Raw genomic sequence first — 25,332 nt, 5'->3', positions numbered from 1 at the left:
CGTCAGCGGGCCTTCGCGAGCAACCAGATTCCCGCCAGGACGAGAACTGTCCCGGCGGCGACCCATCCGGTGAACGGCTCGCCGAGGATCACCACGCCCATCAGGATCGTGGACAACGGCCCGACCATCCCGGTCTGGGCCGCCACCGTCGCGCCGACGCGCTCGATGGCCATCATCACCATCAGCACCGGCGCGAAGGTGCACAGCGTCGCGTTCAGCACCGACAGCCAGATCACCTCGGGCGCCACCAGCGCTGCCGACATCGGCCGCAGCACGACGAACTGCCCGATGCACAGCACGCAGGCCACCGTGGTCGCGAGACCCGTGAGCCGCAGCGCCCCCAGGCGCTTGACCTCTTCGCCGCTGAACGCCAGGTACAGCGCGTAGCTCACCGCGCTGCCGAACACCAGCGCCGCGCCGAGCGCCACATGCGTGCCCACCAGCTGGATCTCGTGCCCGAACACCAGCAGCACGCCGGCATAGCTGACGCCCAGCGCCATCAGCTGGCGGCGGTTCACGGTCTTGTGGAACAGCACGACGCCGAGGAACAGCACCAGCGTCGGGTTCAGGTAGAGGATCAGCCGCTCGAGGCTCGCGCTGATGTACTGCAGCCCGGCGAAGTCGAGGAAGCTCGCGAGGTAGTAGCCGCTGAAGCCGAGGCCCAGCACGACGATCCAGTCGCGCCGCGTCAGCGCCGGCTTGCCACGCCCCGCCCACCACGACAGCAGCAGGAACAGCGGCAGCGCGAACAGCATGCGGTACATGATGAGCGTGACCGCATCGACATCGTGCCGGTAGGCCAGCTTGACGATGATGGCCTTGCCGGAGAAGGCGATGGCACCCAGGGTGGCCAGCAGCAGGCCGGGCCAGTGGCGTGGAGGGGTCGAGGGAGCGTCTGTCGAAGGTACCGCCGAGGGGCTGCTCATTGAAGGGATTCTACGGAGCGCCCCGTAGCCCGGGTGCCAACCCGGGATCCCGGATTCGCATCCGGGCTACAACTTGAAGCTGCCCACCGCGCGTGACAGCATCGTCGCCTGGTCCTTCAGGCTCTGCGTCGCGGCGGTCGATTCCTCGACCAGCGCCGCGTTCTGCTGCGTCATGTGATCGAGCTGGGCGATCGCCTGGTTGACCTGGCCGATGCCGTCGCTCTGCTCGCCGGCGGCGGTGCTGATCTCGCCGATGATGTCCGTCACGCGGCGCACCGAGCTGACGATCTCGCGCATCGTCGTGCCGGCCTCTTCCACCAGCCGCGTGCCCGATTCCACCTTGCCGACGCTGTCGCCGATCAGGCTCTTGATCTCGCGCGCGGCCTGCGCGCTGCGCTGCGCCAGGCTGCGCACTTCGCCGGCCACCACCGCGAAGCCGCGGCCCTGCTCGCCCGCGCGCGCCGCTTCCACCGCAGCGTTCAGCGCGAGGATGTTGGTCTGGAACGCGATGCCGTCGATCACGCCGATGATGTCGGCGATCTTCTTCGACGAGCCGGCGATGGCCTCCATCGTCTGCACCACGTCGGCCACCACCTCGCCGCCGCGCGTGGCCACGCCCGAGGCCGACAGCGCCAGCTGGTTCGCCTGCTTCGCCGCATCGGCGCTCTGGCGCACGGTGGCGGTCAGTTGCTCGACGCTCGACGCCGTCTGCTGCAGGTTCGACGCCGTCTGCTCGGTGCGCGACGACAGGTCGAGGTTGCCGGCCGCGATCTCGGTGCTGGCGGTCGTGATGGATTCGCTCACGTGCTGCACGCTCGCCACCAGTTCGGCCAGCTTGCCCTGCATCGCGCCCAGGTCGGACACCAGCGCCTGCACCTCGTCATGCGAGCCGGTCGCGACCGTCGCCATGCTCAGGTCGCCGGCGGCCACACGCTCGGCCATCCGCGAGGCGCCCGCCAGTGGATGGAGGATCGAGCGCGACAAGGCCCACGCGCAACCGAGGCTCACCAGCAGCCCCAGCGCGATGCCGATCGCCAGCATCGTGATGCCCTCACGCTCGCTGCGCGCCGCCGCGGCGCGGGCCTCCTCGACGCGCTGCGCCTGGTAGGCCGCGAGATCGTCCACCGCCTTCGCATAAGCATCGGCCGCCGGTCGCAGCTTGCCGGCGATGTCGTCGCCGGCGACCTTCTCGCCGGCCGCCTTGCGCTTGACCAGCCCGTCGCGCACGCCGCGGAACTTGCCGCCGGCCTCGTCGATGACGCTGAACAGCTCCTTCGTGCGCTCGTTGTCGACCAGGTCTTCCAGCGTCTTGCGAACCACCTCGGAGCGCGCCGAGGTCAGCTTGCGGTCGGCATTGATGCGGGCGGCGAACTCGGCATCGTCGATCTGCAGCAGCGTCTCGGCACGGGCCGAGCTGAGCACGACGATCGAATGCAGCTCGCGGGCGAGCAGCGCGCGCTGCGACGACGCGCCGCCCAGGTCGGTGGCGATGTCCTGCAGCCGGTCCAGGCGCCAGATGCCGATGCCGGCGGCCAGCGAGGTCACCAGCATCACCAGGCCGAAAGCCAGCGCCAGCCGCGGGGCCAGGCGCATGCGCGAAAAGAGGGAAGTCATGGAAAAAGTCCTTGGAACTGCATTGGACGGAGGTGCCGCTGTCGGCAATCGACCGACAACGGCAACGCAATCCCCGGCTATCGGAAAAACGGCGCTGAACTTAAGGGTTTTCCCGAGGTGGCCGGCGCTCCATGCCCCAGGTGTCGGCGGCGCGCTGGAAGCCCAGCGCCTCGTACAGGCCGATCGCCACGTAGCCGGGGTCCGCGATGATCACCAGCGACGACAGGCCCATGACCTCGAAGCCGTGCCGGCACACCGCATGGATCAGCGCCGAACACAGGCCGCGGCGTCGCCAGGCCGGGTGCGTGGAGACGAACTGGAAGCGGCCGATGGCGCCCGGCCCGAAGCCGTCGCGGAACAACCCGCAGTCGGCGACGAGCAGCGCTTCACCGGTGTCGTTGCCGTCGGCGCCCGGCGGAGCGAAGACACCGAACCAGTGCCCGAGCCCGGCGCGCTCGAAGCTGCCGTAGCGCAACATCTGCCGTTCACGGAAAACCAGGTAGCCGCCGGGCTCGTGGCCGTCGATATCGGCCGCCACCTGCAGCTTCGCGGCCAGGGCACCCTCGTCGGGCAGGCGCAGCGGCCGGATCCGCCACCCATCGCCGATCGCCTTGCGCGGGGGCTTCAGCTGCCGCGGTGCGAGCGTCAGCACCGCGCCTTGCATCGCCGTGAGCCCGAGCGCCGCGAAATCCGCCGGCACCTCGATCGGCCCCGCTGCGTCGACGCCGAACGCGAGGTGCCTCGATTCCGGCTGGTGCTGCACGATCTCGCGCTCGAACGCGGCCGTCCAGGTGGCGGCATCGCCTGCGCGCGGCGCGCGGTCGAACAACAGGAAGTTGCCCCACCAGAAGGTCGGGTTCTGCGGCGTGCGGATCAGCAGGTAGTCCGGCCGCTCGATGACTTGCGCATCGAAGCGGGGAAAGATCAGCTCGCTGCGCCAGCCGAGCGACAGGCGGTCGATGAAGGGCATCAGGGGTCACCGGTTTCGGGCGGACCGACAGTATCCGGCGGCCCCGGGTCGGCAACTTGCTAGCATCCGCAGCGGCGTCACGGAGGGCGCCTCACAACAAGGACAACACGATGCATCGGGAGAAGGAACGCCCCGTCCGCGCAGGGCGGAACCGGGCGCTGAGGGCGTGCTTTGCCGGCTTGATCCTGTCGATGGCAGCCGGCAGCCACGCGGCAGAGTACCGCCGCGGACCGGCACCGGCCTGGGTCAGGCCGCAGCCGCTGGACGAGCAGGCCAAGCCGCCCCTCGGCAAGGGCAGCCAGGGAACGCACTACCTGCTGGTCGACCAGCAGACCCGCCTCGACGGCAGCGAGCGCAGCACCTACCGGCGCGTCGCCAGCCGGGCGCTGAACCTGCGCGGCGTCGAGTCGGAGTCGCACCAGTCCATCGAGTTCGACCCGTCCTATGAAACGCTCACGCTGCACACGCTGAACGTGCACCGCGACGGCCGCATCCAGGACCGCCTGGCCTCGGCGCAGATCAAGGTGCTGCAGCGCGAATCGGACCTCGAATCCCGTGTCTACGACGGCAGCAAGACCGTCGACATCGTGCTCGACGACATCCGCCCCGGCGACGTCGTCGACTACGCCTACAGCCGCTCCGGCAACAACCCGGTGTTCGGCGGCCGCGCCTTCGGTCGCATGGACCTGCAATGGTCGGTGCCGGTGCATGCGATGCACCACCGCCTGCTGGCGCCCTCGGACCGCACGATCCAGTGGCTCGCCTCGCCGGCAGCTCCACCGCTCCTCGAAGAACGCCAGGGCGCGTGGACCGAGCGGGTCTGGCAAGCCACCGGCATCGATCCGATACCGCAACAGAACGACACGCCGCGCTGGTTCGATCCGTATGCGTCCGTCAGCTGGAGCGAGTTCGCCGACTGGGCCGACGTGGCACGCTGGGCCGAGCCGCTGTATGCGGCGCAGGCGCCGGCGGCCGGCCCGCTGCGTGCCGAGATCGACCGCATCGCCGCCTCGGCCCGGTCGCCCGAGCAGCGGTTGCTCGCGACGCTGGCCTTCGTGCAGTCGCAGATCCGCTACCTCGGCGTCGAGGTGGGTCCGGGATCGCACGCACCGCGCCCGCCCGAGACGGTGCTCGCCCGCCGCTACGGCGATTGCAAGGACAAGGTGCTGCTGGCCGTGACGATGCTGCGCGCGCTCGGCGTGCAGGCCGATCCGGCGCTGGTCCACACGCGGCTGCGCGGCCACGTCGGCGACCGCCTGCCGTCGCCCGGTGCCTTCAACCACGTCATCCTGCGTGCGCAGCTCGGCGACCGGGCGGTGTGGGTCGACCCGACCCGCTACCTGCAGCAAGGCCGCATCGATCACATCGCGCAGGCCGACTTCGGCCGGGCGCTGCTGCTGGACGGCCGCTCGACCGCCCTCGAGCCGATGCCGGCGGCAGCGTCCACCGGCCACCCKCACGACATCGCGATGGTGATCGACGCCTCGCGCGGCTTCGACAAGGCGCCGACACTCGACATCACCAGCACCTACCAGGGCGAGAAGGCCGACGAGATGCGCGACACGCTGCGCAACGACAGCCTGGCCGACCTGCAGGCGAACTACCTGAACTTCTACCTGCGCTCGTACCCCGGTCTGAGCGTCGCGAAGCCGTTCAGCTTCGAGGATGACGAGGCCGGCAACCGGCTGGTGACCCACGAGCACTACCGCATGGCGACACTGGTGACCGAAGAGGCCGACAGCCCGCGGCCGCCGGCCTACCTGCGCGTGCCGGACATCCGCTCGCTGCTCGGGCGGCCGGACGACACCGTGCGCAGCGCACCGCTTCGCATCGATCACCCGAAGGACGTGACGGTGTCCCTCACCGCGCTGCTGCCCGGCCGGTGGGCGCTGAAGACCGAACACACCGAGGTGAGCGACCCGGCCTTCGAGTTCAGCGCCGACTCGGGGGTCGACACCACCCAGCGCACGCTGCTGATGAAGTACCACTACCGCAGCCTCGACGACCATGTGCCGCCGGCCCGGCTCGCGGCCTACATCGCCCATCTCGAGGAGGCACGCGACCAAGTGGGCTACCGCCTCGATCCGCCCAAGCCGGGCGCCAAGCCGACGACCGAGGGGCGCATCGGCGTCATGGCGTGCCTGCTCGCGGCGCTGCTGGTCGCGATCCTGTGGGCCCTGAGCAGCGAGGTGACGCACGACAACCGGCTCGCGGAGACCGGCCCGCCGCAGGCCCCGCTGCCGAATTGGCGGCTGCTCGCGGTGGGCACCGTGCTGTCGTGGGGGCCGTGGCTGATGTGCGGGGTCGTGGCGGTGGCGATCTGGGCCTTCGACAAGCACTTCGGCATGTCAACGGTGCTGCTCGCGTCGTGCATGCTCATCCTCGCCGCATGGCTGCGGCACCAATGGAGCGCAGAGTGGCGGGCCTGGTCGGCACGGCGCACCAATGACGCCGCGCGTCTCGGGCGAATCGCCGGCTGGTTGCGCGTGCCGGAGTTGCCTGCATCACCGTAGGCACATGACCGATCGTCAGCATCATTGACAGAACAAGGACAAATCTCCCAAAGCACTCGGCCTTCTCTGCACATTCACTGCAAGCTCGCTGGCTAGCGTCCACCCGCTGGCCACACAACGCGCACGCAGGGGCGTGCGCACCAGCATTCAACGCAGGGTGCGCACGATGTCGAAGACTCCTCTTCTCTTCGCGGGCTGGTTGTTGTTGTCGGCCTCATTGATCTCTCCACTTTGGATCTGTCATGCCGAGCTGCAGCCGCCGCCCGACGCCGACCTGCAGGCCGTCCAGGCCTGGCTGCAGCGCCCCGAGGCCGATCTCGACCTCGGCGAGGTCAAGCTGGCGATCGACAAGCGGGTCGAGCCACGCATCGACCTGGACGCCATGCGCAGCCGGCTCGACGCCATCGCCGGGCAGGTGCTGGAGATGCTGCCGCCGGCGCCGACCCGCCATGAGCGCTTCGAAGCGCTGCACGCCTACCTCTATCGCGCCGGCGACTGGAACGGCCAGCGCCCCTTCCTGCGCGCCACCGACGACCCGGGCTGCCGTGACATCGCCACCAAGCTGCTCGCCACCCACCTCGTCACGCGGCGCGGCAACTGCGTGTCGATGGCGATGCTGGTCACGATCGTCGGCCAGCGGCTCGGCCTGGACATCAGCCTCGCGACCTCGCCGCAGCAGCTGGGCGTGCTCTACCGCGACGAAGGCGGCGTGCTGCGCATCCTCGACCCGGCCTCGGGCGAGTTGAAGGCCGACACGCCCCGGCCGCGCGGCGCGGCGCCGGTCACCGCATTGCGCGCGCTCACGCGCCGCGAATCCGCCGTGTTCGCGGCGCAGCTGCTGGTGGAGAACCTGGCCCGCCTGCCCGGGCAGGAGTCGCGCCGCGCCGCGCTGGCCGAGCTGCTGCGCGCGAACGACCCGCGGCACGTCGCGATGCAGCCCGCCGCGCCCACGGCCCAGGTGGCACAGCGCGAACGCGTGCGCTGAAGCGCCGCTCTCGGCAGCGATCTCAGCGCCGGCTCGCGATCCAGCGTTCGACATGAGCGTCCAGCACCGACAGCGGCGGCTGGTCGTCGAAGCGGTTGTCGCCGGCCAGCGTCGCGGTGTAGCCCGGGTCGAGCCGGGCCTGTGCGTCGTGGTACTGACGGGCCAGTGTCGCGAGCGCCGCGGCCGGATCGGCGGCGACCGGTGCAGCATCGACGGGCGGCTGGAACAGCGCCAGCACGCCGCTGAGGATGGCGACCCACAGGGTGCGGTTCAGGATCATGGTGCAGCGTCCTTTCAGCGGTGGCAGCGCACGAAGGCGCAGGGCAAGCGCGGCAGGATACGCGCGCACCCCGCACGAAATTGTCAGGAGTGTTCGGCCGCGCGTCAGGAGGCCCGCCGCCATGCCCCTCGTCCGCGCGGACGCCACGCGATGTCGTATCGTCAACCGATGGACTCACAGACGGAATCCCACCTCGACAACGTCTTCTGGCACGCGCTGAGCGGCCCGCAGCTGCGCTTTTCAAGCGGCTCGGCACGCGCGCGGCGTTATGCGCCCGGCCTGTCGCCGATCTTCGCGTTCGCCGACCTGACGCGGCCGGACTTCGACAGCCTCTCGCCGCACTGCGACCTCGGCGAACACCTCTACATCGCCGACTGGCGCGGGCCGGTGCCACGCGACTGGCAGCTGCACGTCGAGACGACGATGCACCGCATGGTCTGGCACGCCGATGCGCCGCCGGACGACCTGCTGCCCGACGCGGTCCGGCTCGGCCCCGAGCATGCCGCGCAGGCGATGGCGCTGGCCGCGCTGACACGCCCCGGCCCGTTCGGGCCGCGCACCATCGAGCTCGGCGAGTACTTCGGCTGCTTCGACGGCGGCCGGCTGGTCGCGATGGCCGGCGAGCGCTCCAACGCCGGCACGCTGCGCGAGATCAGCGGCGTCTGCACGCACCCGGAGTTCCAGGGGCGCGGCTTCGCGCGCCAGCTGATGAACAAGCTCGTGCGGCGGCAGGTGACGCGCGGCGAGACGCCCTTCCTGCACGTGATGTGCAGCAACGAGGCGGCGCATGCGCTGTACCAGCGCATGGGCTTTCGCGATCACCGCGATCCGGTGACGGTGCGCGTGCTGTCGAGGCTGTAGGCGGCGACCGGCCCGGCGGCCGCCATGCGGTCGAGCACGCGCGCCCACGCGGTGATGCGCCGCGGCTCGCGCGCCGGCTCGCCACGCTCCAGGCCGCGCCAGATGCCGGCTTCGTTGAAGCTGATCAGCACCTGCAGGTCGGGCCGGCGCGACAGCGGGTGCACGGCATCGAGCAGGTTGTCGAGGATCAGCGGATCGCCGTCGGCCTCGCCGGGCGGCAGCCAGGCCAGCACCATGTGGCGCTGCCGCGTCCCGGACGGGCCGCCGATGCGGACCTCGGCGTACGCGATGCGCAGCTGGTCGGCCGGCAGGCCGGCGGCGACCAGGCTGAAGTACTTCGCGATCGCGTAGTCCACGCAGTCGCCACTGCCGCGCTCGCGCACTTCGTCGGTCGTGGCCCAGGGGGCAGCCGGTTCGCGGCGGCGTGGGTCGCCGTCGTACACGATGCGGTGGTTGACGGACGCATTGCGCGCAGCAAGCAGCAAGGGGGTCTGCGCCGGATCGGCAGGCTGCGCCGTGGAGGGCAAGGCCGCGAGCATCAGCACCGCGCACAGCAGGGAAGCGAGGAGGCGGGCAAGAAGGTGGATCGGTTTCATCGAAGCGGGACGATGCCCGCCAAAGATGGACAACCGATGCAGATCGGCCAGACAAAGCGCCGACGACGCGTCCACGTGGCGCGGCATCCCGGCAAGGCGTCCCTGGTGAGGCACGCGCGACGCGATCGGTCCCATGGCGGGCTCCACGTCATGGCCCGCGTGAACAGGCCCGGTGAACTGCAGTGCCGGATTTTGCGCCTCGGCGGCGCGGGCCCCGATCCTCAATGTTGAGGATGGGGGCCATCCGGCAGGTTCAGAACACCACGGCCTGCCCGTCCCGCCGCGCGTCGCTCGCGGCCACGTAGCCTTCGCTGCCCGGGTCGCCGAGCCGCCAGATGAACTGGCCGGCGCCGAAATCCTGGTACGAGTCGTTGATGACTTCCATGCGGTGGCCGCGCTCGGCGAGGCCCTGCACCGTCGCCGGGTTCATCGAACGCTCGACGTTGATCTCCAGCCCCTGGTTGAAGCGCCAGCGCGGCGCATCGCAGGCGGCCTGCGGGTGCTGGCGGTAGTCGAGCATGCGCACCAGCGTCTGCAGGTGGCCTTGCGGCTGCATGTTGGCGCCCATCACGCCGAAGCTCATCTGCGGACGGCCGTCGCGCGTGAGGAAGGCCGGGATGATCGTGTGGAACGGCCGCTTGCCCGGTGCCACCTGGTTGGCGCTGCCGTCGGCCAGGCTGAAGCCGTGCCCGCGGTTCTGCATCGACAGCCCGTACCCCGGCACCACCACGCCCGAGCCGAAGCCCATGTAGTTGCTCTGGATGAAGCTCACCATCATGCCGCTCTCGTCGGCCGCGCTCAGGTAGATGGTGCCGCCCTTCACCGGGTTGCCGGCGCCGAAATCCTGCGCGCGCTTCATGTCGATCAGCTTCGCGCGCGACGCGAGGTAGGCGCCGTCCAGCAGCTGCGCCGCCGTCACCTCCATGCTGGCCGGCTCGGCGACGAAGCGGTACACGTCGGCGAACGCGAGCTTCATCGCCTCGATCTGCAGGTGCTGCGAATCGACGCCGTCGACCGCCAGCCTCTCCAGGTCGAAGTTCGACAGGATGCCCAGCGCGATCAGCGCCGCGATGCCCTGCCCGTTCGGCGGGATCTCGTGCAGCACGTGGTCGCGGTAGGCCTGGCCGATCGGTGCCACCCACTCCGGCCGGTAGGTCGCGAAATCGGCCACGCTGATCGCGCCGCCGTGCGCCTTCGCGTGGCGGGCCGCCGCCTCGGCGATCTCGCCGCCGTAGTACGCGGCGCCCCGCGTCTGCGCGATCAGGCGCAGCGACCGCGCGGCACCGGGGAAGCGGAACAGCTCGCCGAGGTTCGGCGCGCGGCCGTGCGGCATGAAGGTCTCGGCGAAGCCCGGCTGCTGCTCCAGCAGCGGCACCGCGGCCGACCACTTCTGCTGCACGACGGTAGGCACCGCATACCCGCGCTCGGCGATCTCGATGGCCGGCGCCAGCAGGTCGGCGAACGGCAGCTTGCCGAAGCGCTCGCTCAAGGCCACCCAGCCGGCGACGGCGCCCGGCACCGTGGCACTGTCCCAGCCGCGCACCGGCGGCGTCTTCGCATCGGCGCCGTACTTGCCGCGGAAGTACCCGGGCGTCCAGGCCGCCGGCGCGCGCCCGCTCGCATTCAGGCCGTGCAGCGACTGCCCGTCCCACAGGATGCAGAACGCGTCGGAGCCGAGCCCGTTGCTGACCGGCTCGACGACGGTCATCGCGGCCGCCGCGGCGATCGCCGCATCCACCGCGTTGCCGCCGTTCAGCAGCATGCGCAATCCGGCCTGCGCGCCCAGCGGGTGCGAGGTCGACACCACGTTGCGGCCGAACACCGGCAGGCGCTGGCTCGAATAGCCAGCGCTCCAGTCAAAGTGATTCGTTGCGTCCATTCCCTGGCCCTTGAAAGTGATGCGCGGATGATGCCCGCCGCGCCCCAAAAGAAACAGGCCGCTCGAGGCGGCCTGTGTTTTGACTGGAAGAGCGCTATTCCTCCTGGAATGCCTCTTCGCGTTTGGACTTGATCGACGGCAGCAGCACGATCACGATCATCAGGGCGGCCGCGATCAGCAGCCCGGCCGACAGCGGCCGCACGAGGAAGGTGCTCCAGTCGCCGCGCGACAGCAGCAGCGCGCGGCGCAGGTTCTCTTCCATCATCGGGCCGAGGATGAAGCCCAGCAGCAGCGGCGCCGGCTCGCAACTCAGCTTGTAGAACAGGTAGCCCACCACCGCGAACGCCGCCGTCATGTAGACGTCGAAGGTGTTGTTGTTCAGCGTGTACACACCGATGCAGCAGAACAGCGTGATCGCCGGGAACAGGAAGCGGTAGGGCACCGTCAGCAGCTTGATCCAGATGCCGATCAGCGGCAGGTTCAGGATCACCAGCATCGCGTTGCCGACCCACATCGAGGCGATCAGGCCCCAGAACAGCTGCGGGTTGCTCGTCATCACCTGCGGGCCGGGCTGGATGCCCTTGATCGTCATCGCGCCCACCATCAGCGCCATCACCGCGTTCGGCGGGATGCCCAGCGTCAGCATCGGGATGAACGAGGTCTGCGCACCGGCGTTGTTCGCCGACTCGGGACCGGCCACGCCGCGGATGTCGCCCTTGCCGAAGCGGCCGGAAGCGCCTGCCACCTTCTTCTCGACCGTGTACGCCGCGAACGAGGCCAGCAGCGCACCGCCGCCCGGCAGCACGCCCAGCACCGAACCCAGTGCGGTGCCGCGCAGCACCGCGGGCCAGGCGTCCTTGAAGTCCTGCTTGGTCGGCCACAGGCCCTTCACGCTCTTCGTGAACACCTCGCGGTGCTCGGCCGGCATGCCCAGGTTGGCGATGATCTCGCCGAAACCGAACACGCCCATCGCGATCACGACGAAGCCGATGCCGTCGGTCAACTCGGGGACGTCGAAGCTGTAGCGCGCCTGGCCGGAGATCACGTCGGTGTTGATCTGCGCGAGCAGCAGGCCGAGGATGATCATCGAGATCGCCTTGATCAGCGAGCCCGAGGCCAGCACCACGGCGCCGATCAGGCCCAGCACCATCAGCGAGAAGTACTCCTGCGGGCCGAACTTGAAGGCCAGCTCGGTCAGCGGCGGCGCGAAGGCCGCGATGATGATGGTGCCCACGCAGCCGGCGAAGAACGAGCCCAGGCCTGCCGCGGCGAGCGCCGCACCGGCACGGCCCTGGCGGGCCATCTGGTAGCCGTCGATCGCGGTCACGACCGAGCTCGACTCACCCGGCACGTTGATCAGGATGGCGGTCGTCGAGCCGCCGTACTGCGCGCCGTAGTAGATGCCGGCCAGCATGATCAGCGCCGGCGTCGCGTCGAGCGCATAGATCGACGGCAGCAGCATCGCGATGGTGGCCACCGGGCCCAGCCCGGGCAGCACGCCGATCAGCGTGCCCAGCACCGAACCGAAGAACGCATACATCAGGTTCTGCGCCGTGAAGGCGACGCCGAAGCCGAGTGCGAGGTTTCCCAACAAGTCCATGGTGTTTTCCTTTTCAGCCCACGAACCAGGGCCACATCGGGATGACCAGCTTCAGCCCGAGCACGAAGATCGCCCACGAACCCACGGTGAGCACGACGGCCGTCGCGACGACGCCCTTCCACTTGAATTCATCGCCGGCGAGGCTGGTCATCAGGATCAGGATCGGCACCGTGATCACCAGGCCCAGGCGCGGCAGCGCGAGGCCGAACACCGCGATCGCCGCGACGATCACCAGCAGCGGGCGCCACGCGATGTGGCCGATCGGGTCGCCCCCCTCGACCTCGATGGTCAGCGACTTGAACAGCACGAAGCCGCCCAGGATCGCCATCAGCACGCTGAGGATCAGCGGGAAGTAGCCGGGGCCCGGCCGCGCCGAGCTCCCCATGCTGTAGTTCGTCGCACCGACGGCGAACACCACGCCGACGACGATGAACATCAAACCGGACCAGAAGTCCCGTTGGCTCTTGATCTGCACGAATAGCTCCTCGTGTCCTGGGTGGACGTGACGCTGTCTGTTACAGCTTGCGGACGATTCTAGGCAGACCACTCCAGGCGCCGTGTGTGGTTTACACGTAGCGCAGCGTGTCCTGAGGTGTCATCAGGTGTCCCAGGACGGCGTCGAGCGCAGCACCTCGTCCATCGTGGTGACGCCTTCGGCCACCTTCATCATCCCGGCCAGCCGCAAGGGCCGCAGCCCCTCGGCGAGCGACAGCTGGCGCAGCTTCGACGCATCGGGCACCGGGTGGATGGCCGGCTGCGCCGCCTCGTTCAGCGTCAGCAGTTCGTAGAGCCCCGCGCGGCCGCGGAATCCCGTCATGCGGCATTCGAGGCAGCCCACCGGCTTGTAGGGCCGCGCCTTGCCGTTGATGCGCCACGGCTTGATGGCCTCGTTCAGCGTCTCGGCCGTCACGGCTTCATCGGGCTGCTTGCAGCTCGCGCACAGCGCGCGCACCAGCCGCTGCGCCAGCACGCCGATCACGGTGGCGCCGATCAGGTACGGCGGCACGCCCAGGTCGACCAGCCGCGTCACCGCCGAGGCCGAGTCGTTGGTGTGCAGCGTGCTGAACACCAGGTGGCCGGTCAGCGCGGCCTGGATCGCCATCTCGGCGGTCTCCAGGTCGCGGATTTCGCCCACCATGATGATGTCCGGGTCCTGCCGCATCAGCGCCCGCACGCCTTCGGCGAAGCCGAGGTCCAGCGCAGGTTGCACCTGCGTCTGGTTGAAGGTGGGCTGGATCATCTCGATCGGGTCTTCGATCGTGCAGACGTTGACCTCGTCGGTGGCCAGCCGCTTCAGCGTGGAGTACAGCGTGGTGGTCTTGCCCGATCCGGTCGGCCCGGTCACGAGGATGATGCCGTGCGGCCGCGCGGTGAGCCCCTCCCATCGCTGGGCGTCGTGGCTGCCGAAGCCGAGCGCATCGAGCGACTTGACGGTCGTGTCCGGGTCGAAGATCCGCATCACCATCTTCTCGCCGAACGCGGTGGGCAGCGTCGACAGCCGCATCTCCACCTCGTCGCCGTTCGGGTTGCGCGTCTTGATGCGGCCGTCGAGCGGACGCCGCTTCTCGACCACGTCCATGCGGCCGAGCAGCTTCACGCGCGCGATCATCGCGTTCATCACGCCGGGCGGCAGCTGGTAGACGGTGTGCATCACGCCGTCGATGCGGAAGCGGATCAGGCTCAGCTCGCGGCGCGGCTCCAGGTGGATGTCGCTCGCGCGCTGGTCGAAGGCGTACTGCCACAGCCAGTCGACCACCTGCACGACGCCCTGGTCGTTGGCATCGAGCTGCTTGTTGCTGCGCCCGAGCTCCACCAACTGCTCGAAGCTCGCGGCCGCCGAGTTCTCGCCGTTCTTGGCCGCCGCGCGCACCGAGCGCGACAGCGTGTAGAACTCGGTCGTGTAGCGCGCCACCTCGATCGGGTTGACCAGCACCAGCCGCAGCGTCTTGCGCGTGTGGGCCTCGATCTCGGGCGCCCAGGCGATGTCGAACGGCTCGCTGGTCGCCACCGTCACGTCCTGTGCACCGAACAGCAGCGGCAGCGCGCGGCGGCGCTCGGCATAGCTGATCGACATCACGTCGCCGACGCGGCCCACGTCGACCTTCAGCGGATCGATGCGCATGTACGGCATGCCGATGCGGCCGGCCAGCCATTCGGTGAGCATCTCGGTGTCGAGCGGCTTGCCGGACAGGTTCGACAGGCCCGCGCTGCCCAGCCGCACCAGCGGATGCTGCACGCTCTCGGCCGCCGCGAAGCGCTTCTCGGTGCGGTCATGGTCCTCGCGGCCGATCACGCCGTCCTCGAGCAGCCAGTGCAGCATGCGTCGCCACTCGAGGCGGCCGCGCGGGTGCCCGGCGGCGCCCTTGTCGGCCTTGGGGTGTTTCGTCGTCGAAGCCGCTGCGGTCATGGGGTCACCCCGTTCGTGTTTCTGATCATCCGCAGCCACTTGCGCGCAGGCAGGTCGAAGCGGTTCTCGATGTTGTCGGCCCGCGCGGCCAGGACTTCACGGGACGGAAGTACCCGCCCCTTCATGCCGACCACGACGGTGTTGCCCTCGCGGGTGGGCCGCATGCTCCACACGGCCGCCTCGCCGAAGGCGGCCGCGATGCGCGCCGCGCTCTGCTCGTAGCTCGCATCGCGGCCGAACAGGTTGACCGTCATCACGCCGCCATCGGCCAGCACGCGGTGGCAGGCGCGGTAGAACGCGTCGTCGTCGAGCACCGGGCTGGCGGCCTCGTGGTCGTACAGGTCCACGCACAGCACCTGCACGCTGCCGGCATTCTTCGGGTCGGCCACCCACAGGCCGGCGTCCTGGTTCAGCACCTGCAGCCGGTCGTCGTCTTCCGGCAGCTTGAACCACAGCCGGCAGGCGGTGATGACGGTCGGGTTCAGCTCGACGGCCGTGGTGCGCATGCCCATGCGCTGCGTGAAGCGCGTGATGGCCGCGGCGCCCAGGCCGAGCTGCACCGCATGGCCCTCGCCGAGCGCCTCGGGCTCGATCAGCAGCAGCCAGACCATCATGCGCTGCACGTAGTCGAGCTCGATCACGTTCGGCTTGCGCACGCGCATCGCGCCCTGCACCCAGGGCGTGCCCAGGTGCAGGTAGCGCACGCCGTCGGCCTCGGAGAGGGTAGCGGGGACGAGTTCGGGTTCGGGTGTCGGGCGGGCAGGCATCAGGGCAATGGTTCAGGCAATTCCGTGGGATTCGAAGGCGGCGCGCCAGGCGGCCAGCTTGCGCTCGAAGCTCCACGAGGCGTTGGCCGGGCTGGTCGACGGCAGGCGCGTCACCGGCACGCCGAGCGTCGCGGTGAACCGCATCGCCCGGGCCGATTCGCCGCCATTGTGGGCGATGCCCTGCAGGCCGGGCGCGAGCCGCTGCAGGCCGGCGAGGTCGTTGTACTGCGCATCCTCGATCGCGCTGTCGAGGCTGCCCTCGCGGCGGCAATGGGCATAGACGTCCCAGATGCCCAGCCCGCGCTCGCGCACTTCGTCGATGCGCCGGGCGTAAGGCAGGGTCCGCAGGTCGACATCCCACAGCGCCGACAGGATCGGCCAGAAGTGGTTGCGCGGGTGGGCGTAGTACTGGCCGGCCTGCAAGGAGGCGACGCCAGGAAAGCTGCCCAGCACCACCAGCCGCGTGCGCGGGCCGATCACCGGCGGCAGGCCCTGCAGCAGCGGCTCGACGGTGGGGGTGGCGGTGGAAGAGAGCGCTGGCTTCATCGGGCCGGCCAGTCTGCCAGAGCCGCGAGGCGCGGCAGCGCGGCGTGCGTGTTGGCGCGTGTCAGTTGCGACAAGTCGTGCAGCGACAGGCCGCGCAGGCCGGCCAGCACCTCGGCGATGCGCGGCAGCTCCGCCGGCTCGTTGCGCGAGGTGGCACCCGCCGCGCGCTGCCCGGCCGTGCGGTACAGCCAGTGCGGCGGGATGTCGGGGGCATCGGTCTCCAGCACCAGGGCCTCGGCCGGCACCGTCTGCGCCAGGCGGCGGATCTGCAGCGCGCGATCGAAGGTCATCGCGCCGCCGAAACCCAGCTTGAAGCCCAGCCCGACGAACACCTCGGCCTGCTGCGCGCTGCCGTTGAAGGCGTGGGCGATGCCGCGCACCTCGATGCGGCGCAGGTGCTTCAGCAGCGAATCGGCCGAGCGCCGCACATGCACGATCACCGGCAGGCCGAACTCGCGCGCCAGCTTCAGCTGCTCAGCGAAGAAGTGCTCACCACGCGCCTGGTCGAGGCCCGGCACGAAATGGTCCAGCCCGATCTCGCCGACCGCCACCAGGCGGGGGTCGCCGATGTGCTGCGCCAGGGCCTGGCGCAGCAGCGCCAGGTCGCCGTCGCCGGCCGCGTCGACGCACAGCGGGTGGATGCCCAGCGCATAGGCCAACCCATGCTGGTGCGCCAGCGCCCTCACCGTCTCGAAATTGCCCACCGCGACCGCCGGCAGCACCTGCTGCGTGACGCCGGCGGCCCGCGCCCGCTCGACCACCGCCTCGCGGTCGGGGTCGAATTCGGGGGCATCGAGGTGGCAATGGGAGTCGATCCAGCGCATCCCCCGGATGATGCCTTGCCCGCCAGCTCAACCAGTACCTCGGGGCGTGCACGGCCGGCGACTCCGTGTTACGGTGACGCCATCGTCAGCGTTCGGCACAGTTTTGTTTCTCAATGTGCCGACTGCCATCGCAGGAGGCAGGCATGAGACAGGCTCCGCTCTACAGCCGCTCTCGGCGGGCACCCGCCGGTGCATCCTCGGTTGCGCCCGAGACACCGGTCGCGGCGGACGCATCGCCGGCGGCAACACCCGCCGTGGCGCCCTCCCGCTGGCGCGGCTGGTTCGGCCGCCATGAACGCCTGCTGTGGGGCTTTTCCGGCGCCGTGCTGGTGCTGGGCGGCGTGGCCGGCTGGCAGGCGATCAACCCGGCCGCCCGCGCGCTAACCCAGGCCGACATCGACGCCGCCGTGCGCCACTCGCTTGAGAAGGAGCCGCTGCCGTCCGCCTACGCGAAGGCGTACGAGATCATCGCCCCGTCGGTCGTGCGCGTGGTCGGCACCGATGGCGACGAGCCCGACCGCGCGAAGGCCGAGGCCACGCCCGATGCGAAGCGCGCCAAGCCGGGGCCGCTGCCGAAGGCCGCGAAGCCCGTGCCGGGCGACCGCAAGAAGCAGACCGCCTCCGACTCGCCCGAGCCCGGCGAGCCGCACCTGTCCACCTCCACCGGCTCCGGCGTCGTGATCATCGACAACGGCACCATCCTGACCAACCTGCACGTGGTGCAGGGGTCGAAGAAGTTGCGCGTGACCTTCGCCGACGGCTTCGAGTCGGACGCGACGGTGGTCGGCGTCGAGCCGGAGCACGACCTGGCGGTGCTGCGTGCCAAGAGCATTCCCGACGACCTGCAGGCCGCGACGATGCGCTCGGCCTCCGACCTGCGGGCCGGCGACCAGGTGATCGCGGTCGGCTACCCGTTCGGCATCGGCCCGTCGGTGTCCGGCGGCGTGATCTCCGGCCTGAAGCGCGACTTCCGCTCGCCGCAGGGCCAGCGGCTGCTGAACAACCTGATCCAGTTCGATGCCGCCGCCAACCCCGGCAACTCCGGCGGCCCGCTGGTGACGATGGACGGCTCGGTGGTCGGCATCGTCACCGCGATCCTGAACCCGACCGAGCACCGCACCTTCATCGGCATCGGCTTCGCGGTGCCGATCGACAGCGCCGCCAACGCGGCCGGCATGCCGCCGTTCTGATTTCCACCCTCACCCGGAGACTTCATGGACCAGCCCGACAGCCAGAACACCGCGACGCTGATGGAGCGGCTGCTGTACGAAGTCAAGCGCGTCGTGGTCGGGCAGGACAAGTTCCTCGAGCGCGTGATGGTGGCGATGCTGGCCCAGGGCCACCTGCTGGTCGAGGGGGTGCCGGGCCTCGCGAAGACGATCACCATCAAGACGCTCGCGACCACGCTGCGCGGCAGCTTCAAGCGCATCCAGTTCACGCCCGACCTGGTGCCGGCCGACCTGGTCGGCACACGCATCTACAACCAGAAGACCGGCGAGTTCGCGACCTCGCTCGGCCCGGTGTTCGCGAACCTGCTGCTGGCCGACGAGATCAACCGCGCCCCGGCCAAGGTGCAGAGCGCGCTGCTGGAGGTGATGCAGGAACGCCAGGTGACGATCGCCGGCGAGACGCACAAGGTGCCCTCGCCCTTCCTCGTGATGGCCACGCAGAACCCGATCGAGACCGAGGGCACCTACCCGCTGCCCGAGGCGCAGGTCGACCGCTTCATGATGAAGGTGCTGGTCGGCTACCCGAGCGAGGAAGAGGAGTTCGTGATCGTCGAGCGCGTCACCGGCGACCCGGTGCAGGTGAGCGCCGTCGCGAGCACCGAGCAGCTCGCCGAGCTGCAGCACCGCTGCCGCAGCGTGTACGTCGACCCGGCGCTGATGCAGTACGCGGTGCGGCTGGTCAGCGCGACGCGCAACCCGGCGCGCTACGGCCTGCCGGACCTCGCCAAGTTCATCAGCTTCGGCGCCAGCCCGCGCGCCACCATCGGCCTGATCGAGGGCGCGCGCGCGATGGCGCTGCTGCGCGGGCGCAGCTATGCGCTGCCCGAAGACGTGCTCGACCTGGTGCCCGACGTGCTGCGGCATCGCCTGGTGCTGAGCTACGAAGCGCTCGCCGAGGGGCTGAGCGCGGACCAGGTCGTCCACAAGATCGTGCAGAAGGTGCCCAAGCCCGACAAGCCGATGGCGCACCGGGCCGAAGAAGCGGGGCGCTGATGGACGAGTCCGCCAGATCGCCTGCGACGCCCAGCGCCGAATCGGTGCTGCAGCGGCTCGAGTGGACCGTGCTGCGCCGCCTCGACGGCCTGCTGCAGGGCGACTACCGCACGCTGTGGCGCGGCGCCGGGCTCGACCTGGCCGACCTGCGCGAGTACCAGCACCACGACGACGTGCGCCACATCGACTGGAACGTCACCGCGCGGCTGCAGGTGCCGCACGTGCGCGAGTTCACCGAAGACCGCGAGATGAGCGCCTGGTTCCTGCTCGACCTGAGCGGCAGCATCGATTTCGGTGCGCAGCGCAGCAAGCGCAGCGTGTCGGCCGAGTTCGTCACCGTGCTGGCGCGCCTGCTGACGCGGCACGGCAACCGCGTCGGCGCGGTGTTCTACGGCAGCCAGGTCGATGCGGTGCTGCCGCCGCGCACCGGCCGCAGCCATGTGCTGAACCTGCTGCAGCGGCTGCGCGCGCATGCGGCGCCGCAGGCTGCAGCGCAGCGCGAGACGCGGCTCGGCGACCTGCTGCAGCGCGCGGCGACGATGATCCCGCGGCGTTCGATGGTGTTCGTCGTCTCCGACTTCATCAGCGCACCCGGCTGGGCCGACGCGATGGCGCGCCTGGCGCAGCGCCACGAGGTGCTGGCGGTGCGGCTGTACGACGAGATGGAACTCGACCTGCCGGACCTCGGCCTCGTCACGCTGCAGGATGCCGAGACCGGCGAGCAGCTGCTGGTCGACACCCACGACCCGGGCTTCCGCGAGCGCTTCGCGCGCATCGCCGAGTCGCGCGAGGACGAACTGCACGCCGCCTTCGCGCGCGCCGGCGTCGACACGCTGGAGCTGACCACCGACGACGACCTGGGCGAGGCGCTGCTGCGCTTCGTCGAGCTGCGCCGGCAGCGCGCGCGGGCCTCGCACGGCGGCGGGATGGCGGCGCACCTGCGGCCTCTTGTCGGTGCATCGAGGAGCGCGGCATGACCTTCGTCTGGCCTCACCTGCTGTGGGCGCTGCTGGCGGTGCCGTTGCTGGTGCTGCTCTACCTGTGGCTGCTGAACAAGCGCAAGAAATCGACGCTGCGCTTCGCGAGCCTGGCCATCGTCAAGCAGGCCCAGGGCGGCGGCCCCGGCTGGCGCCGCCATGTGCCGCCGGCCCTGCTGCTCGTGGCGCTCGGTGCCTTGCTGATCGCGACCGCGCGGCCGATGGCGGTGGTGACGCTGCCGCTGCAGCAGGAGACCATCATCCTCGCGATGGATGTCTCCGGCAGCATGCGCGCCACCGACGTGCAGCCGGATCGCCTGACGGCCGCGCAGGAGGCCGCCAAGTCCTTCCTGATCGACCTGCCGCGCAGCGTGCGCGTGGGCGTGGTGTCGTTCGCCGGCACTGCCGCGGTGGTGCAGCCGCCGACGCAGAGCCGCGACGACGTGGTGGCCGCGATCGACCGCTTCCAGCTGCAGCGCGGCACCGCGATCGGCAGCGGCATCGTGCTGTCGCTCGCGACGATCTTTCCGGAGGCCGGCATCGACCTGTCGCAGATCACCGGCCAGCGCAACATGCCGCTCGGGCCGAACGACAAGCCGAAGCAGGATTTCGTGCCGGTCGCGCCGGGCTCGTACGCCTCGGCCGCGGTGATCCTGCTGACCGATGGCCAGCGCACCACCGGGCCCGACCCGCTGGACGCCGCGAAGATGGCGGCCGACCGCGGCGTGAAGGTGTATTCGGTGGGCATCGGCACCAAGGAAGGCGAGACGATCGGCTTCGAGGGCTGGTCGATGCGCGTGCGCCTGGACGAGGAGACGCTGAAGAACATCGCCAACCTGACGCGCGGCGAGTACTTCTACGCCGGCACCGCCACCGACCTGAAGAAGGTCTACCAGAGCCTCAGCTCGCGGCTGATGGTCGAGAAGAAGGAGACCGAGGTCAGCAGCCTGTTCGCGGCGTTCGGGGCCCTGCTGGTGCTGGTGGCGGCGACGCTGTCGGTGTGGTGGTTCGGGCGCGTCATGTAGCGGCGGCCACCGGCGGCGCGTACTCGATGCGATCGCGTCCGCCGTGCTTGGCACGGTACAACGCCGCATCGGCCGCCGCGATCATGTCGTCGATGCTGAGGCGCGACGAAGGCTCCAGGCCGATCGCGCCGAAGGAGCACGTGACCGCCACGGCGGTCTCGCCGGCCTGCATCGGCATCGCCGCGACCGCAGCGTGGATACGCGCCAGGCGTTCGCGGTCCTCGGTCGGCCCGGAGCCCAGCCCGGGCAGGATCAGCAGAAACTCCTCGCCGCCGTAGCGGCCGATGGCGTCATAGGGGCGGACCTCGCCCGCCAGGCGGGCGACGAACTCGCGCAGCACGGCATCGCCTGCCGGGTGGCCGTGGCTGTCGTTGATGCGCTTGAAGTGATCGATGTCGGCCAGCACCAGGGTCAGGGACCTGCGCTCGCGCCGCGTGCGCCCGACCTCGCGCTCGAGGATCTCCAGGATCGCGCGCCGGTTCCAGGCGCCGGTCAGCGCGTCCTTCGTGGCCTGCTCGCGCAGCTGCTCCTGCGAGGCCTCGAGCTCGCGCGTGCGTTCGCGCACCAGGGCCTGCAGCCGCTGCTCGGCGCGCACCAGCGCGCGCGTGCGCCACCATGACCAGGCCCAGGCCAGCCCGAGCGCCAGCGCGGCGCAGGCGGCGTAGAACGTGCGTGTGGCCCACCAGGCCGGCTCGATCTCGAAGTCCAGCGCCACGCTGGCCGATCGCGAGCCGCGCTCCAGGTCGGCGGCCCGGGCCTCGAAGCGGTAGCTGCCAGCCGGCAGGCCGGTCAGGCGCACATCGGTGTGCGGCGCCACGGTCCATCGGTCGTCGAAGCCGGCGAGGCGGTATTCCAGCGCCAGGCCGTTGCGGTCGCGGTAGGCCGGCACGGCCAGCCCGATCTCCAGCGCGCCGCGCGACCACGGCAGCCGCAGCCTTCGATCCGTCGGCAGGGACACGCCATTGCTGCGCACGGACAGGATGGTCGCGTCCCGCGTCCCGTCCGCGAACAGTGCATCGGGCGCAACCAGGTGGGATGCGCCGCGGCTGGTGCCGATCCAGATCGTGCCGTCGGTGTCCTCGTACAAGGCGCCGCTCGAGGTGTCGTTCCAGACCAGCCCGTTGCGCTGATCGAGCAGGCGCCACACCCTGCCGTTCCACACCCCCACGCCGGCGTCGGTGTTCGCCCACAGCCAGCCCCGGCGGTCCTCCAGCAGCTCAAGCACGCTGCGCCCGCGCAACAGCGGCGGCGTGATGTCGGTGGCGACGATCGCGTCGCCCTGCGACACCAGGCGGCGCAGGCGCTGGTCGGCGCTCGCCGCGACGACACTGCCGTCGCGCAGGCAGCCGATGGCCGACTCCCTGCCGGCGCGGCCGGGTTCGAGCAGGCGTGCGGGCTGCCAGCGTCCGCCCGCCAGGCGTGCGATGCCCGGCTCGCCGGCGAACCACAGCGTGCCGTCCGGCGCCCGGCACATGTCGACGAACATCCCCTTGGCCATCGGGTCGGCGAGCTGCGGCCTCGAGCCCGCCACCTCCGTGCGCCAGCGGTACACGCCCTCGTCGGACGCGATCCACAGCTCGGCGTCGCGATCGCGCTGCACGCGGTAGATCGATGGCGCCTGATCGAGGCTTTCGACCGACGCCGGCTGGGGGCCCGCGGCGTTGCTGAAGCGCAGCAGTTTCCCGCCCCGGGTGCCGGCCCACAGCCCGCCGGCACCGTCCTGTTCGAGACTCGACACCTCGCGCGTGGCCGGCGTATCGGGCGCAGCCGCGACGAAACGGCGCGCCGCAGCGTCGAAGACAGCCAGCCCGCCGCCGGTGGCGACGTGCAGGCGCTGCCCCCCCGGTGCCGCGCTGCGCCGGATGCTCCATACGGTGGAGCGCGGCAGCCCGTCTGCGACCGACCAGTTCTCCCACAGGCCGTAACCGCGCCACTGCAGCACGCCGGCGCCGAGCTGCCCCAGCCAGACCCCGCCTTCGCGGTCGGCCAGCATCGCGCGCAGCTTGCCACCCAGCGGCAGCCCGGCGTCGTTGCCGAAACGCTGCCACGAGCGGCCATCCCAGCGCAGCAAGGCCTGCGGCACCGCGGTCAGGATGCGCTGCTGAGCGTCCTCGAGCAGCGGATAGTTCGCCACCGGATCCTCGACGAACTGCGCATCGCCGCGCTCGACGAAGCGCTCTGCACCGGCCGGCAGCTGCACGATGCCGCTCGAACTGCGGGCCCACAGTGCGCCCTCGCGGCTGCGCAGCAGCCGCGACCAGCGCTGGCGCGGCACGCCGCGCCCGGCGTCCCAGACCTCCAGCTGCCCCGCATGCAGGCGGCACAGCGCTTCGCCGCAGCCGAGCCAGAGCTCATCGTCGCCGGTCGCGAGCACGCTCTCCAGCTGGCGCAGGGGCGCCTGCACGGTCGCCGGGCCGTCACTCACCCGCCAGTGCTCGCCGTCATCGGGGCTGCTGACCACGAGCAGCCGACCATCCCCGTCGATCACCCACAGCCGGTCCGCGCCGGCCGCCGCGAGACCCTGCGGGAAGAAGACGGTGATCGGCCTCCCTTCGCGATCGACGCGGCGCAACGCGCCCTTCTGCAACACGAACAGCCCGTCAGTGGTGCCGACCCAGACGCGACCGGCCGCATCGGCAGCGAGCGCGTTGACCTCGATCAATCCCTGCTCGGCCCCGATGCGCTCGAAGCGCTCGCCATCGAAGCGGTAGAGGCCGTTCTCGGTACCGACCCACAGGAAGCCGGCACGGTCCTGCGCCAGCGCACGTGCCGCCAGGTTGTCCAGCCCGTCGGCCTGGCCGTACTCGCGCAGCGACATCTGCTCGGCCTGCGCGGCGAAGGCCATGCCGGCGAGGCAGGCCAGCAACCAGATCTTCCAGGTCCACCCGCGGCGGGTCATGCAGCCGCCTCGAAGCGCACCGTGGCGCGCAGGCCGCCGAGCGGCGAGTCGCCGAGCGTGACGCTCGCGCCGTGCTGCTGCGCGACGCCGCGCACGATCGCAAGGCCGAGGCCGGTGCCCGATTCCTCGTGCTCGGCGCGGCGGTAGAAGCGGTCGAACACGCGCTCGCGGTCGCCCGGTGGAATGCCGGGGCCGGCGTCGTCGACCTGCAGGATCGCGGCGCCCTCCTCGATCGCCACGTGCAGCTCGATGCGCGAGCCCGGCGGCGAGTAGCGCACCGCGTTGTCCGCGAGGTTGCGCGCCAGCACCGACAGCGCGTTGCGATCGCCCTGCACGAACACCGGTTCATCCGCGAACAGTTCGAAGTCGGCGCCGCGCGACAGCGCGAACGCCGCGGTGTCGACCAGCGCCTGGCGCACCACCTCGGCCAGGTCCACGCGCTCGGTGGCGGCGGGCGCGGCGCCGGGCTCGGTGCGTGCGAGCGTCAGCAGCTGCTCGACCAGCCGTGCCGAGCGGTCGATGCCGTGGCTCAGTGCGTCGATGGCCTGCTGGCGCTGCGCGTCGTCGGGCGCGCGCTTCAGCAGCTCCAGCTGCAGCTTCAGCGCCGTCAGCGGCGAGCGCAGCTCGTGCGCCGCGTCGGACACGAACGCGCGCTGCGTGTCGAGCGAATGGCCCAGGCGCTGCAGCAGCGCGTTCAGCGCGCCGACCAGCGGCGCCACCTCGTCCGGCAGGCCGTGCTGCGGCAGGGGCTCCAGCAGTTGCTCGCCGCGTTCGCGCAGCTGCCCTGCGACGCGGCGCAACGGGCGCAGCGTGAGCGCCGCGATCCAGCCCATCGCCAGCGCCATCACCGGCGCCAGCAGCAGCAGCGGCGCGACGCTGCGCAGCGCCGCGCCGGCCGCCAGCCGCTTGCGGATCTGCGCCGGTTGCGCCACCTGGATCACGCGGGAGCCGGTGGCCACGCTGAAGGTGCGCCAGGCCGGGCCCGCACCGTCGGCGCCGGCCTGCACGGTGGCGAGCCCGAGCAGCACGCGGGTCGGCAGGTCGGGGTGGTCGCGCGTCGCGTAGATGCGGCGGCCGTCGACGCTCCAGATCTGCACGACGAAATCGAACTGCTCGTCGGCCAGCGCGTTCATCTGCTCGGTCGCGATCTCGCCCTGGTCGCGCAGCGACAGCGCCATCTGGCGCAGCTGGTAGTCGAACAGCGCCTCGGTCTCGCTGAGCACGCTGCGGTAGGTGATCGCGCCCATCACCGCGGCGGCCACCATCAGCATCGCGAGCAGCGCCAGCAGCAGGCGCAGGCGGATCGACTTCAAGCGCCGCCCGCCGGGGGTGTGCCGGGCGTGCCGACGTAGTAGCCGACGCCGCGCATGTTCTGGATGAAGTCGGCGCCCAGCTTGCGGCGCAGCTGGTGGATGTAGACCGAGACGGCGTTGCTCTCGAT

The 25,332-nt window shown here is 70.7% G+C and carries 22 protein-coding genes; 7 read left to right on the top strand and 15 right to left on the bottom strand.

The features are described 5' to 3' along the window. Nucleotides 1–2 precede the first annotated feature (2 nt). The 3 genes from AC1D1T_RS05960 to AC1D1T_RS05950 all read right to left on the bottom strand — a co-directional run bounded on the left by AC1D1T_RS05960 (nt 3) and on the right by AC1D1T_RS05950 (nt 3,510). Nucleotides 3–926: a DMT family transporter gene (locus tag AC1D1T_RS05960; protein ID WP_477991617.1), complete on the bottom strand. Its 924-nt coding sequence runs from the start codon at nt 924–926 to the stop codon at nt 3–5. A gap of 66 nt (nt 927–992) precedes the next feature. Then, nucleotides 993–2,540 (bottom strand): methyl-accepting chemotaxis protein, encoded by a 1,548-nt coding sequence (locus AC1D1T_RS05955; protein ID WP_477991615.1) that lies wholly within the window; start codon nt 2,538–2,540, stop codon nt 993–995. Between the two features lie 100 nt (nt 2,541–2,640). Further along, the gene (locus AC1D1T_RS05950; RefSeq protein ID WP_477991613.1) at nt 2,641–3,510 is read right to left on the bottom strand and encodes a GNAT family N-acetyltransferase; all 870 of its coding nucleotides are present in this window, start codon (nt 3,508–3,510) and stop codon (nt 2,641–2,643) included. A 191-nt stretch (nt 3,511–3,701) separates the two neighbouring features. Between AC1D1T_RS05950 and AC1D1T_RS05945 the strand changes: the two genes are divergently transcribed. Continuing rightward, nucleotides 3,702–6,023: a DUF3857 domain-containing protein gene (locus AC1D1T_RS05945; RefSeq protein ID WP_465111867.1), complete on the top strand. Its 2,322-nt coding sequence runs from the start codon at nt 3,702–3,704 to the stop codon at nt 6,021–6,023. 217 nt (nt 6,024–6,240) lie between these two features. Beyond that, nucleotides 6,241–7,008: a transglutaminase family protein gene (locus tag AC1D1T_RS05940; protein WP_477991611.1), complete on the top strand. Its 768-nt coding sequence runs from the start codon at nt 6,241–6,243 to the stop codon at nt 7,006–7,008. Nucleotides 7,009–7,030: 22 nt separating this feature from the next. On the opposite strand, the gene AC1D1T_RS05935 is transcribed toward AC1D1T_RS05940, so the two are convergent. Then, the gene (locus tag AC1D1T_RS05935; protein ID WP_465111865.1) at nt 7,031–7,288 is read right to left on the bottom strand and encodes a hypothetical protein; all 258 of its coding nucleotides are present in this window, start codon (nt 7,286–7,288) and stop codon (nt 7,031–7,033) included. Between the two features lie 168 nt (nt 7,289–7,456). Here AC1D1T_RS05935 and AC1D1T_RS05930 point away from each other — a divergent pair, with 168 nt between their 5' ends. After that, a complete protein-coding gene (locus AC1D1T_RS05930; protein ID WP_477825665.1) occupies nt 7,457–8,149 on the top strand; it encodes a GNAT family N-acetyltransferase in 693 nt (230 codons plus the stop codon). Here AC1D1T_RS05930 and AC1D1T_RS05925 read toward each other — a convergent pair. The 8 genes from AC1D1T_RS05925 to AC1D1T_RS05890 all read right to left on the bottom strand — a co-directional run bounded on the left by AC1D1T_RS05925 (nt 8,107) and on the right by AC1D1T_RS05890 (nt 16,768). After that, the gene (locus AC1D1T_RS05925; RefSeq protein WP_477843738.1) at nt 8,107–8,745 is read right to left on the bottom strand and encodes a transglutaminase-like cysteine peptidase; all 639 of its coding nucleotides are present in this window, start codon (nt 8,743–8,745) and stop codon (nt 8,107–8,109) included. The two genes, AC1D1T_RS05930 and AC1D1T_RS05925, sit on opposite strands and share 43 nt — an antisense overlap. 253 nt (nt 8,746–8,998) lie before the next feature. Beyond that, nucleotides 8,999–10,624, bottom strand: coding sequence for a gamma-glutamyltransferase family protein (locus AC1D1T_RS05920; RefSeq protein WP_477825663.1), 1,626 nt, complete (start codon nt 10,622–10,624; stop codon nt 8,999–9,001). A gap of 94 nt (nt 10,625–10,718) precedes the next feature. After that, nucleotides 10,719–12,224, bottom strand: a complete 1,506-nt coding sequence (locus AC1D1T_RS05915; protein WP_477839860.1) for a tripartite tricarboxylate transporter permease — start codon at nt 12,222–12,224, stop codon at nt 10,719–10,721. Nucleotides 12,225–12,237: 13 nt separating this feature from the next. Then, complete coding sequence (locus AC1D1T_RS05910) at nt 12,238–12,699, bottom strand: tripartite tricarboxylate transporter TctB family protein (RefSeq protein ID WP_477828318.1); 462 nt, start codon at nt 12,697–12,699, stop codon at nt 12,238–12,240. 123 nt (nt 12,700–12,822) lie between these two features. Further along, entirely contained in the window at nt 12,823–14,631 is a 1,809-nt protein-coding gene (locus tag AC1D1T_RS05905; protein ID WP_465111861.1) for a GspE/PulE family protein, read from the bottom strand. Next, nucleotides 14,628–15,398 carry a class I SAM-dependent methyltransferase gene (locus AC1D1T_RS05900; RefSeq protein WP_465111860.1) on the bottom strand — a complete coding sequence of 257 codons (771 nt, stop codon included), beginning with the start codon at nt 15,396–15,398 and terminating at the stop codon, nt 14,628–14,630. The genes AC1D1T_RS05905 and AC1D1T_RS05900 overlap by 4 nt, the downstream gene beginning before the upstream one ends. 12 nt (nt 15,399–15,410) lie before the next feature. Then, the gene (locus tag AC1D1T_RS05895; RefSeq protein ID WP_477826861.1) at nt 15,411–15,944 is read right to left on the bottom strand and encodes a DNA-deoxyinosine glycosylase; all 534 of its coding nucleotides are present in this window, start codon (nt 15,942–15,944) and stop codon (nt 15,411–15,413) included. Continuing rightward, nucleotides 15,941–16,768: a TatD family hydrolase gene (locus AC1D1T_RS05890; protein WP_477826862.1), complete on the bottom strand. Its 828-nt coding sequence runs from the start codon at nt 16,766–16,768 to the stop codon at nt 15,941–15,943. Before AC1D1T_RS05890 ends, AC1D1T_RS05895 begins: the two co-directional genes overlap by 4 nt. Before the next feature lie 143 nt (nt 16,769–16,911). On the opposite strand from AC1D1T_RS05890, the gene AC1D1T_RS05885 reads away from it, so the two are divergent. The 4 genes from AC1D1T_RS05885 to AC1D1T_RS05870 are packed head-to-tail and all read left to right on the top strand — an operon-like array spanning nt 16,912 to nt 20,992. Next, nucleotides 16,912–17,958, top strand: coding sequence for a S1C family serine protease (locus AC1D1T_RS05885; protein ID WP_465111857.1), 1,047 nt, complete (start codon nt 16,912–16,914; stop codon nt 17,956–17,958). Nucleotides 17,959–17,982: 24 nt separating this feature from the next. Then, nucleotides 17,983–18,990, top strand: a complete 1,008-nt coding sequence (locus tag AC1D1T_RS05880) for an AAA family ATPase (RefSeq protein ID WP_477839856.1) — start codon at nt 17,983–17,985, stop codon at nt 18,988–18,990. Continuing rightward, on the top strand, nt 18,990–19,967 hold the full coding sequence (locus AC1D1T_RS05875) for a DUF58 domain-containing protein (protein WP_477839854.1): 978 nt from the start codon (nt 18,990–18,992) through the stop codon (nt 19,965–19,967). The genes AC1D1T_RS05880 and AC1D1T_RS05875 overlap by 1 nt, the downstream gene beginning before the upstream one ends. Then, nucleotides 19,964–20,992, top strand: coding sequence for a VWA domain-containing protein (locus tag AC1D1T_RS05870; RefSeq protein WP_047504484.1), 1,029 nt, complete (start codon nt 19,964–19,966; stop codon nt 20,990–20,992). The genes AC1D1T_RS05875 and AC1D1T_RS05870 overlap by 4 nt, the downstream gene beginning before the upstream one ends. Here the strand turns inward: AC1D1T_RS05870 and AC1D1T_RS05865 are convergent. From AC1D1T_RS05865 to AC1D1T_RS05855, 3 genes are read right to left on the bottom strand one after another with little or no spacing between them, the layout of a single operon-like run. After that, complete coding sequence (locus tag AC1D1T_RS05865) at nt 20,985–23,891, bottom strand: ligand-binding sensor domain-containing diguanylate cyclase (RefSeq protein ID WP_477991608.1); 2,907 nt, start codon at nt 23,889–23,891, stop codon at nt 20,985–20,987. The genes AC1D1T_RS05870 and AC1D1T_RS05865 overlap by 8 nt on opposite strands. After that, on the bottom strand, nt 23,888–25,204 hold the full coding sequence (locus tag AC1D1T_RS05860; RefSeq protein ID WP_477991606.1) for an ATP-binding protein: 1,317 nt from the start codon (nt 25,202–25,204) through the stop codon (nt 23,888–23,890). Before AC1D1T_RS05860 ends, AC1D1T_RS05865 begins: the two co-directional genes overlap by 4 nt. After that, complete coding sequence (locus tag AC1D1T_RS05855; protein WP_477991636.1) at nt 25,201–25,332, bottom strand: winged helix-turn-helix domain-containing protein; 132 nt, start codon at nt 25,330–25,332, stop codon at nt 25,201–25,203. Before AC1D1T_RS05855 ends, AC1D1T_RS05860 begins: the two co-directional genes overlap by 4 nt.

The organism is Rhizobacter sp. P2_H3 (genome assembly GCF_056403355.1).
This window is presented reverse-complemented; position numbering and strand designations above follow the sequence as displayed.

What these genes read in the sequence shown, in the direction of transcription:
- AC1D1T_RS05960 (WP_477991617.1), bottom strand. Translation starts at nt 926, where the DNA reads ATGAGCAGCCCCTCGGCGGTACCTTCGACAGACGCTCCCTCGACCCCT.
- AC1D1T_RS05955 (WP_477991615.1), bottom strand. Translation starts at nt 2,540, where the DNA reads ATGACTTCCCTCTTTTCGCGCATGCGCCTGGCCCCGCGGCTGGCGCTG.
- AC1D1T_RS05950 (WP_477991613.1), bottom strand. Translation starts at nt 3,510, where the DNA reads ATGCCCTTCATCGACCGCCTGTCGCTCGGCTGGCGCAGCGAGCTGATC.
- AC1D1T_RS05935 (WP_465111865.1), bottom strand. Translation starts at nt 7,288, where the DNA reads ATGATCCTGAACCGCACCCTGTGGGTCGCCATCCTCAGCGGCGTGCTG.
- AC1D1T_RS05930 (WP_477825665.1), top strand. Translation starts at nt 7,457, where the DNA reads ATGGACTCACAGACGGAATCCCACCTCGACAACGTCTTCTGGCACGCG.
- AC1D1T_RS05925 (WP_477843738.1), bottom strand. Translation starts at nt 8,745, where the DNA reads ATGAAACCGATCCACCTTCTTGCCCGCCTCCTCGCTTCCCTGCTGTGC.
- AC1D1T_RS05920 (WP_477825663.1), bottom strand. Translation starts at nt 10,624, where the DNA reads ATGGACGCAACGAATCACTTTGACTGGAGCGCTGGCTATTCGAGCCAG.
- AC1D1T_RS05915 (WP_477839860.1), bottom strand. Translation starts at nt 12,224, where the DNA reads ATGGACTTGTTGGGAAACCTCGCACTCGGCTTCGGCGTCGCCTTCACG.
- AC1D1T_RS05905 (WP_465111861.1), bottom strand. Translation starts at nt 14,631, where the DNA reads ATGACCGCAGCGGCTTCGACGACGAAACACCCCAAGGCCGACAAGGGC.
- AC1D1T_RS05900 (WP_465111860.1), bottom strand. Translation starts at nt 15,398, where the DNA reads ATGCCTGCCCGCCCGACACCCGAACCCGAACTCGTCCCCGCTACCCTC.
- AC1D1T_RS05895 (WP_477826861.1), bottom strand. Translation starts at nt 15,944, where the DNA reads ATGAAGCCAGCGCTCTCTTCCACCGCCACCCCCACCGTCGAGCCGCTG.
- AC1D1T_RS05890 (WP_477826862.1), bottom strand. Translation starts at nt 16,768, where the DNA reads ATGCGCTGGATCGACTCCCATTGCCACCTCGATGCCCCCGAATTCGAC.
- AC1D1T_RS05885 (WP_465111857.1), top strand. Translation starts at nt 16,912, where the DNA reads ATGAGACAGGCTCCGCTCTACAGCCGCTCTCGGCGGGCACCCGCCGGT.
- AC1D1T_RS05880 (WP_477839856.1), top strand. Translation starts at nt 17,983, where the DNA reads ATGGACCAGCCCGACAGCCAGAACACCGCGACGCTGATGGAGCGGCTG.
- AC1D1T_RS05875 (WP_477839854.1), top strand. Translation starts at nt 18,990, where the DNA reads ATGGACGAGTCCGCCAGATCGCCTGCGACGCCCAGCGCCGAATCGGTG.
- AC1D1T_RS05870 (WP_047504484.1), top strand. Translation starts at nt 19,964, where the DNA reads ATGACCTTCGTCTGGCCTCACCTGCTGTGGGCGCTGCTGGCGGTGCCG.
- AC1D1T_RS05865 (WP_477991608.1), bottom strand. Translation starts at nt 23,891, where the DNA reads ATGACCCGCCGCGGGTGGACCTGGAAGATCTGGTTGCTGGCCTGCCTC.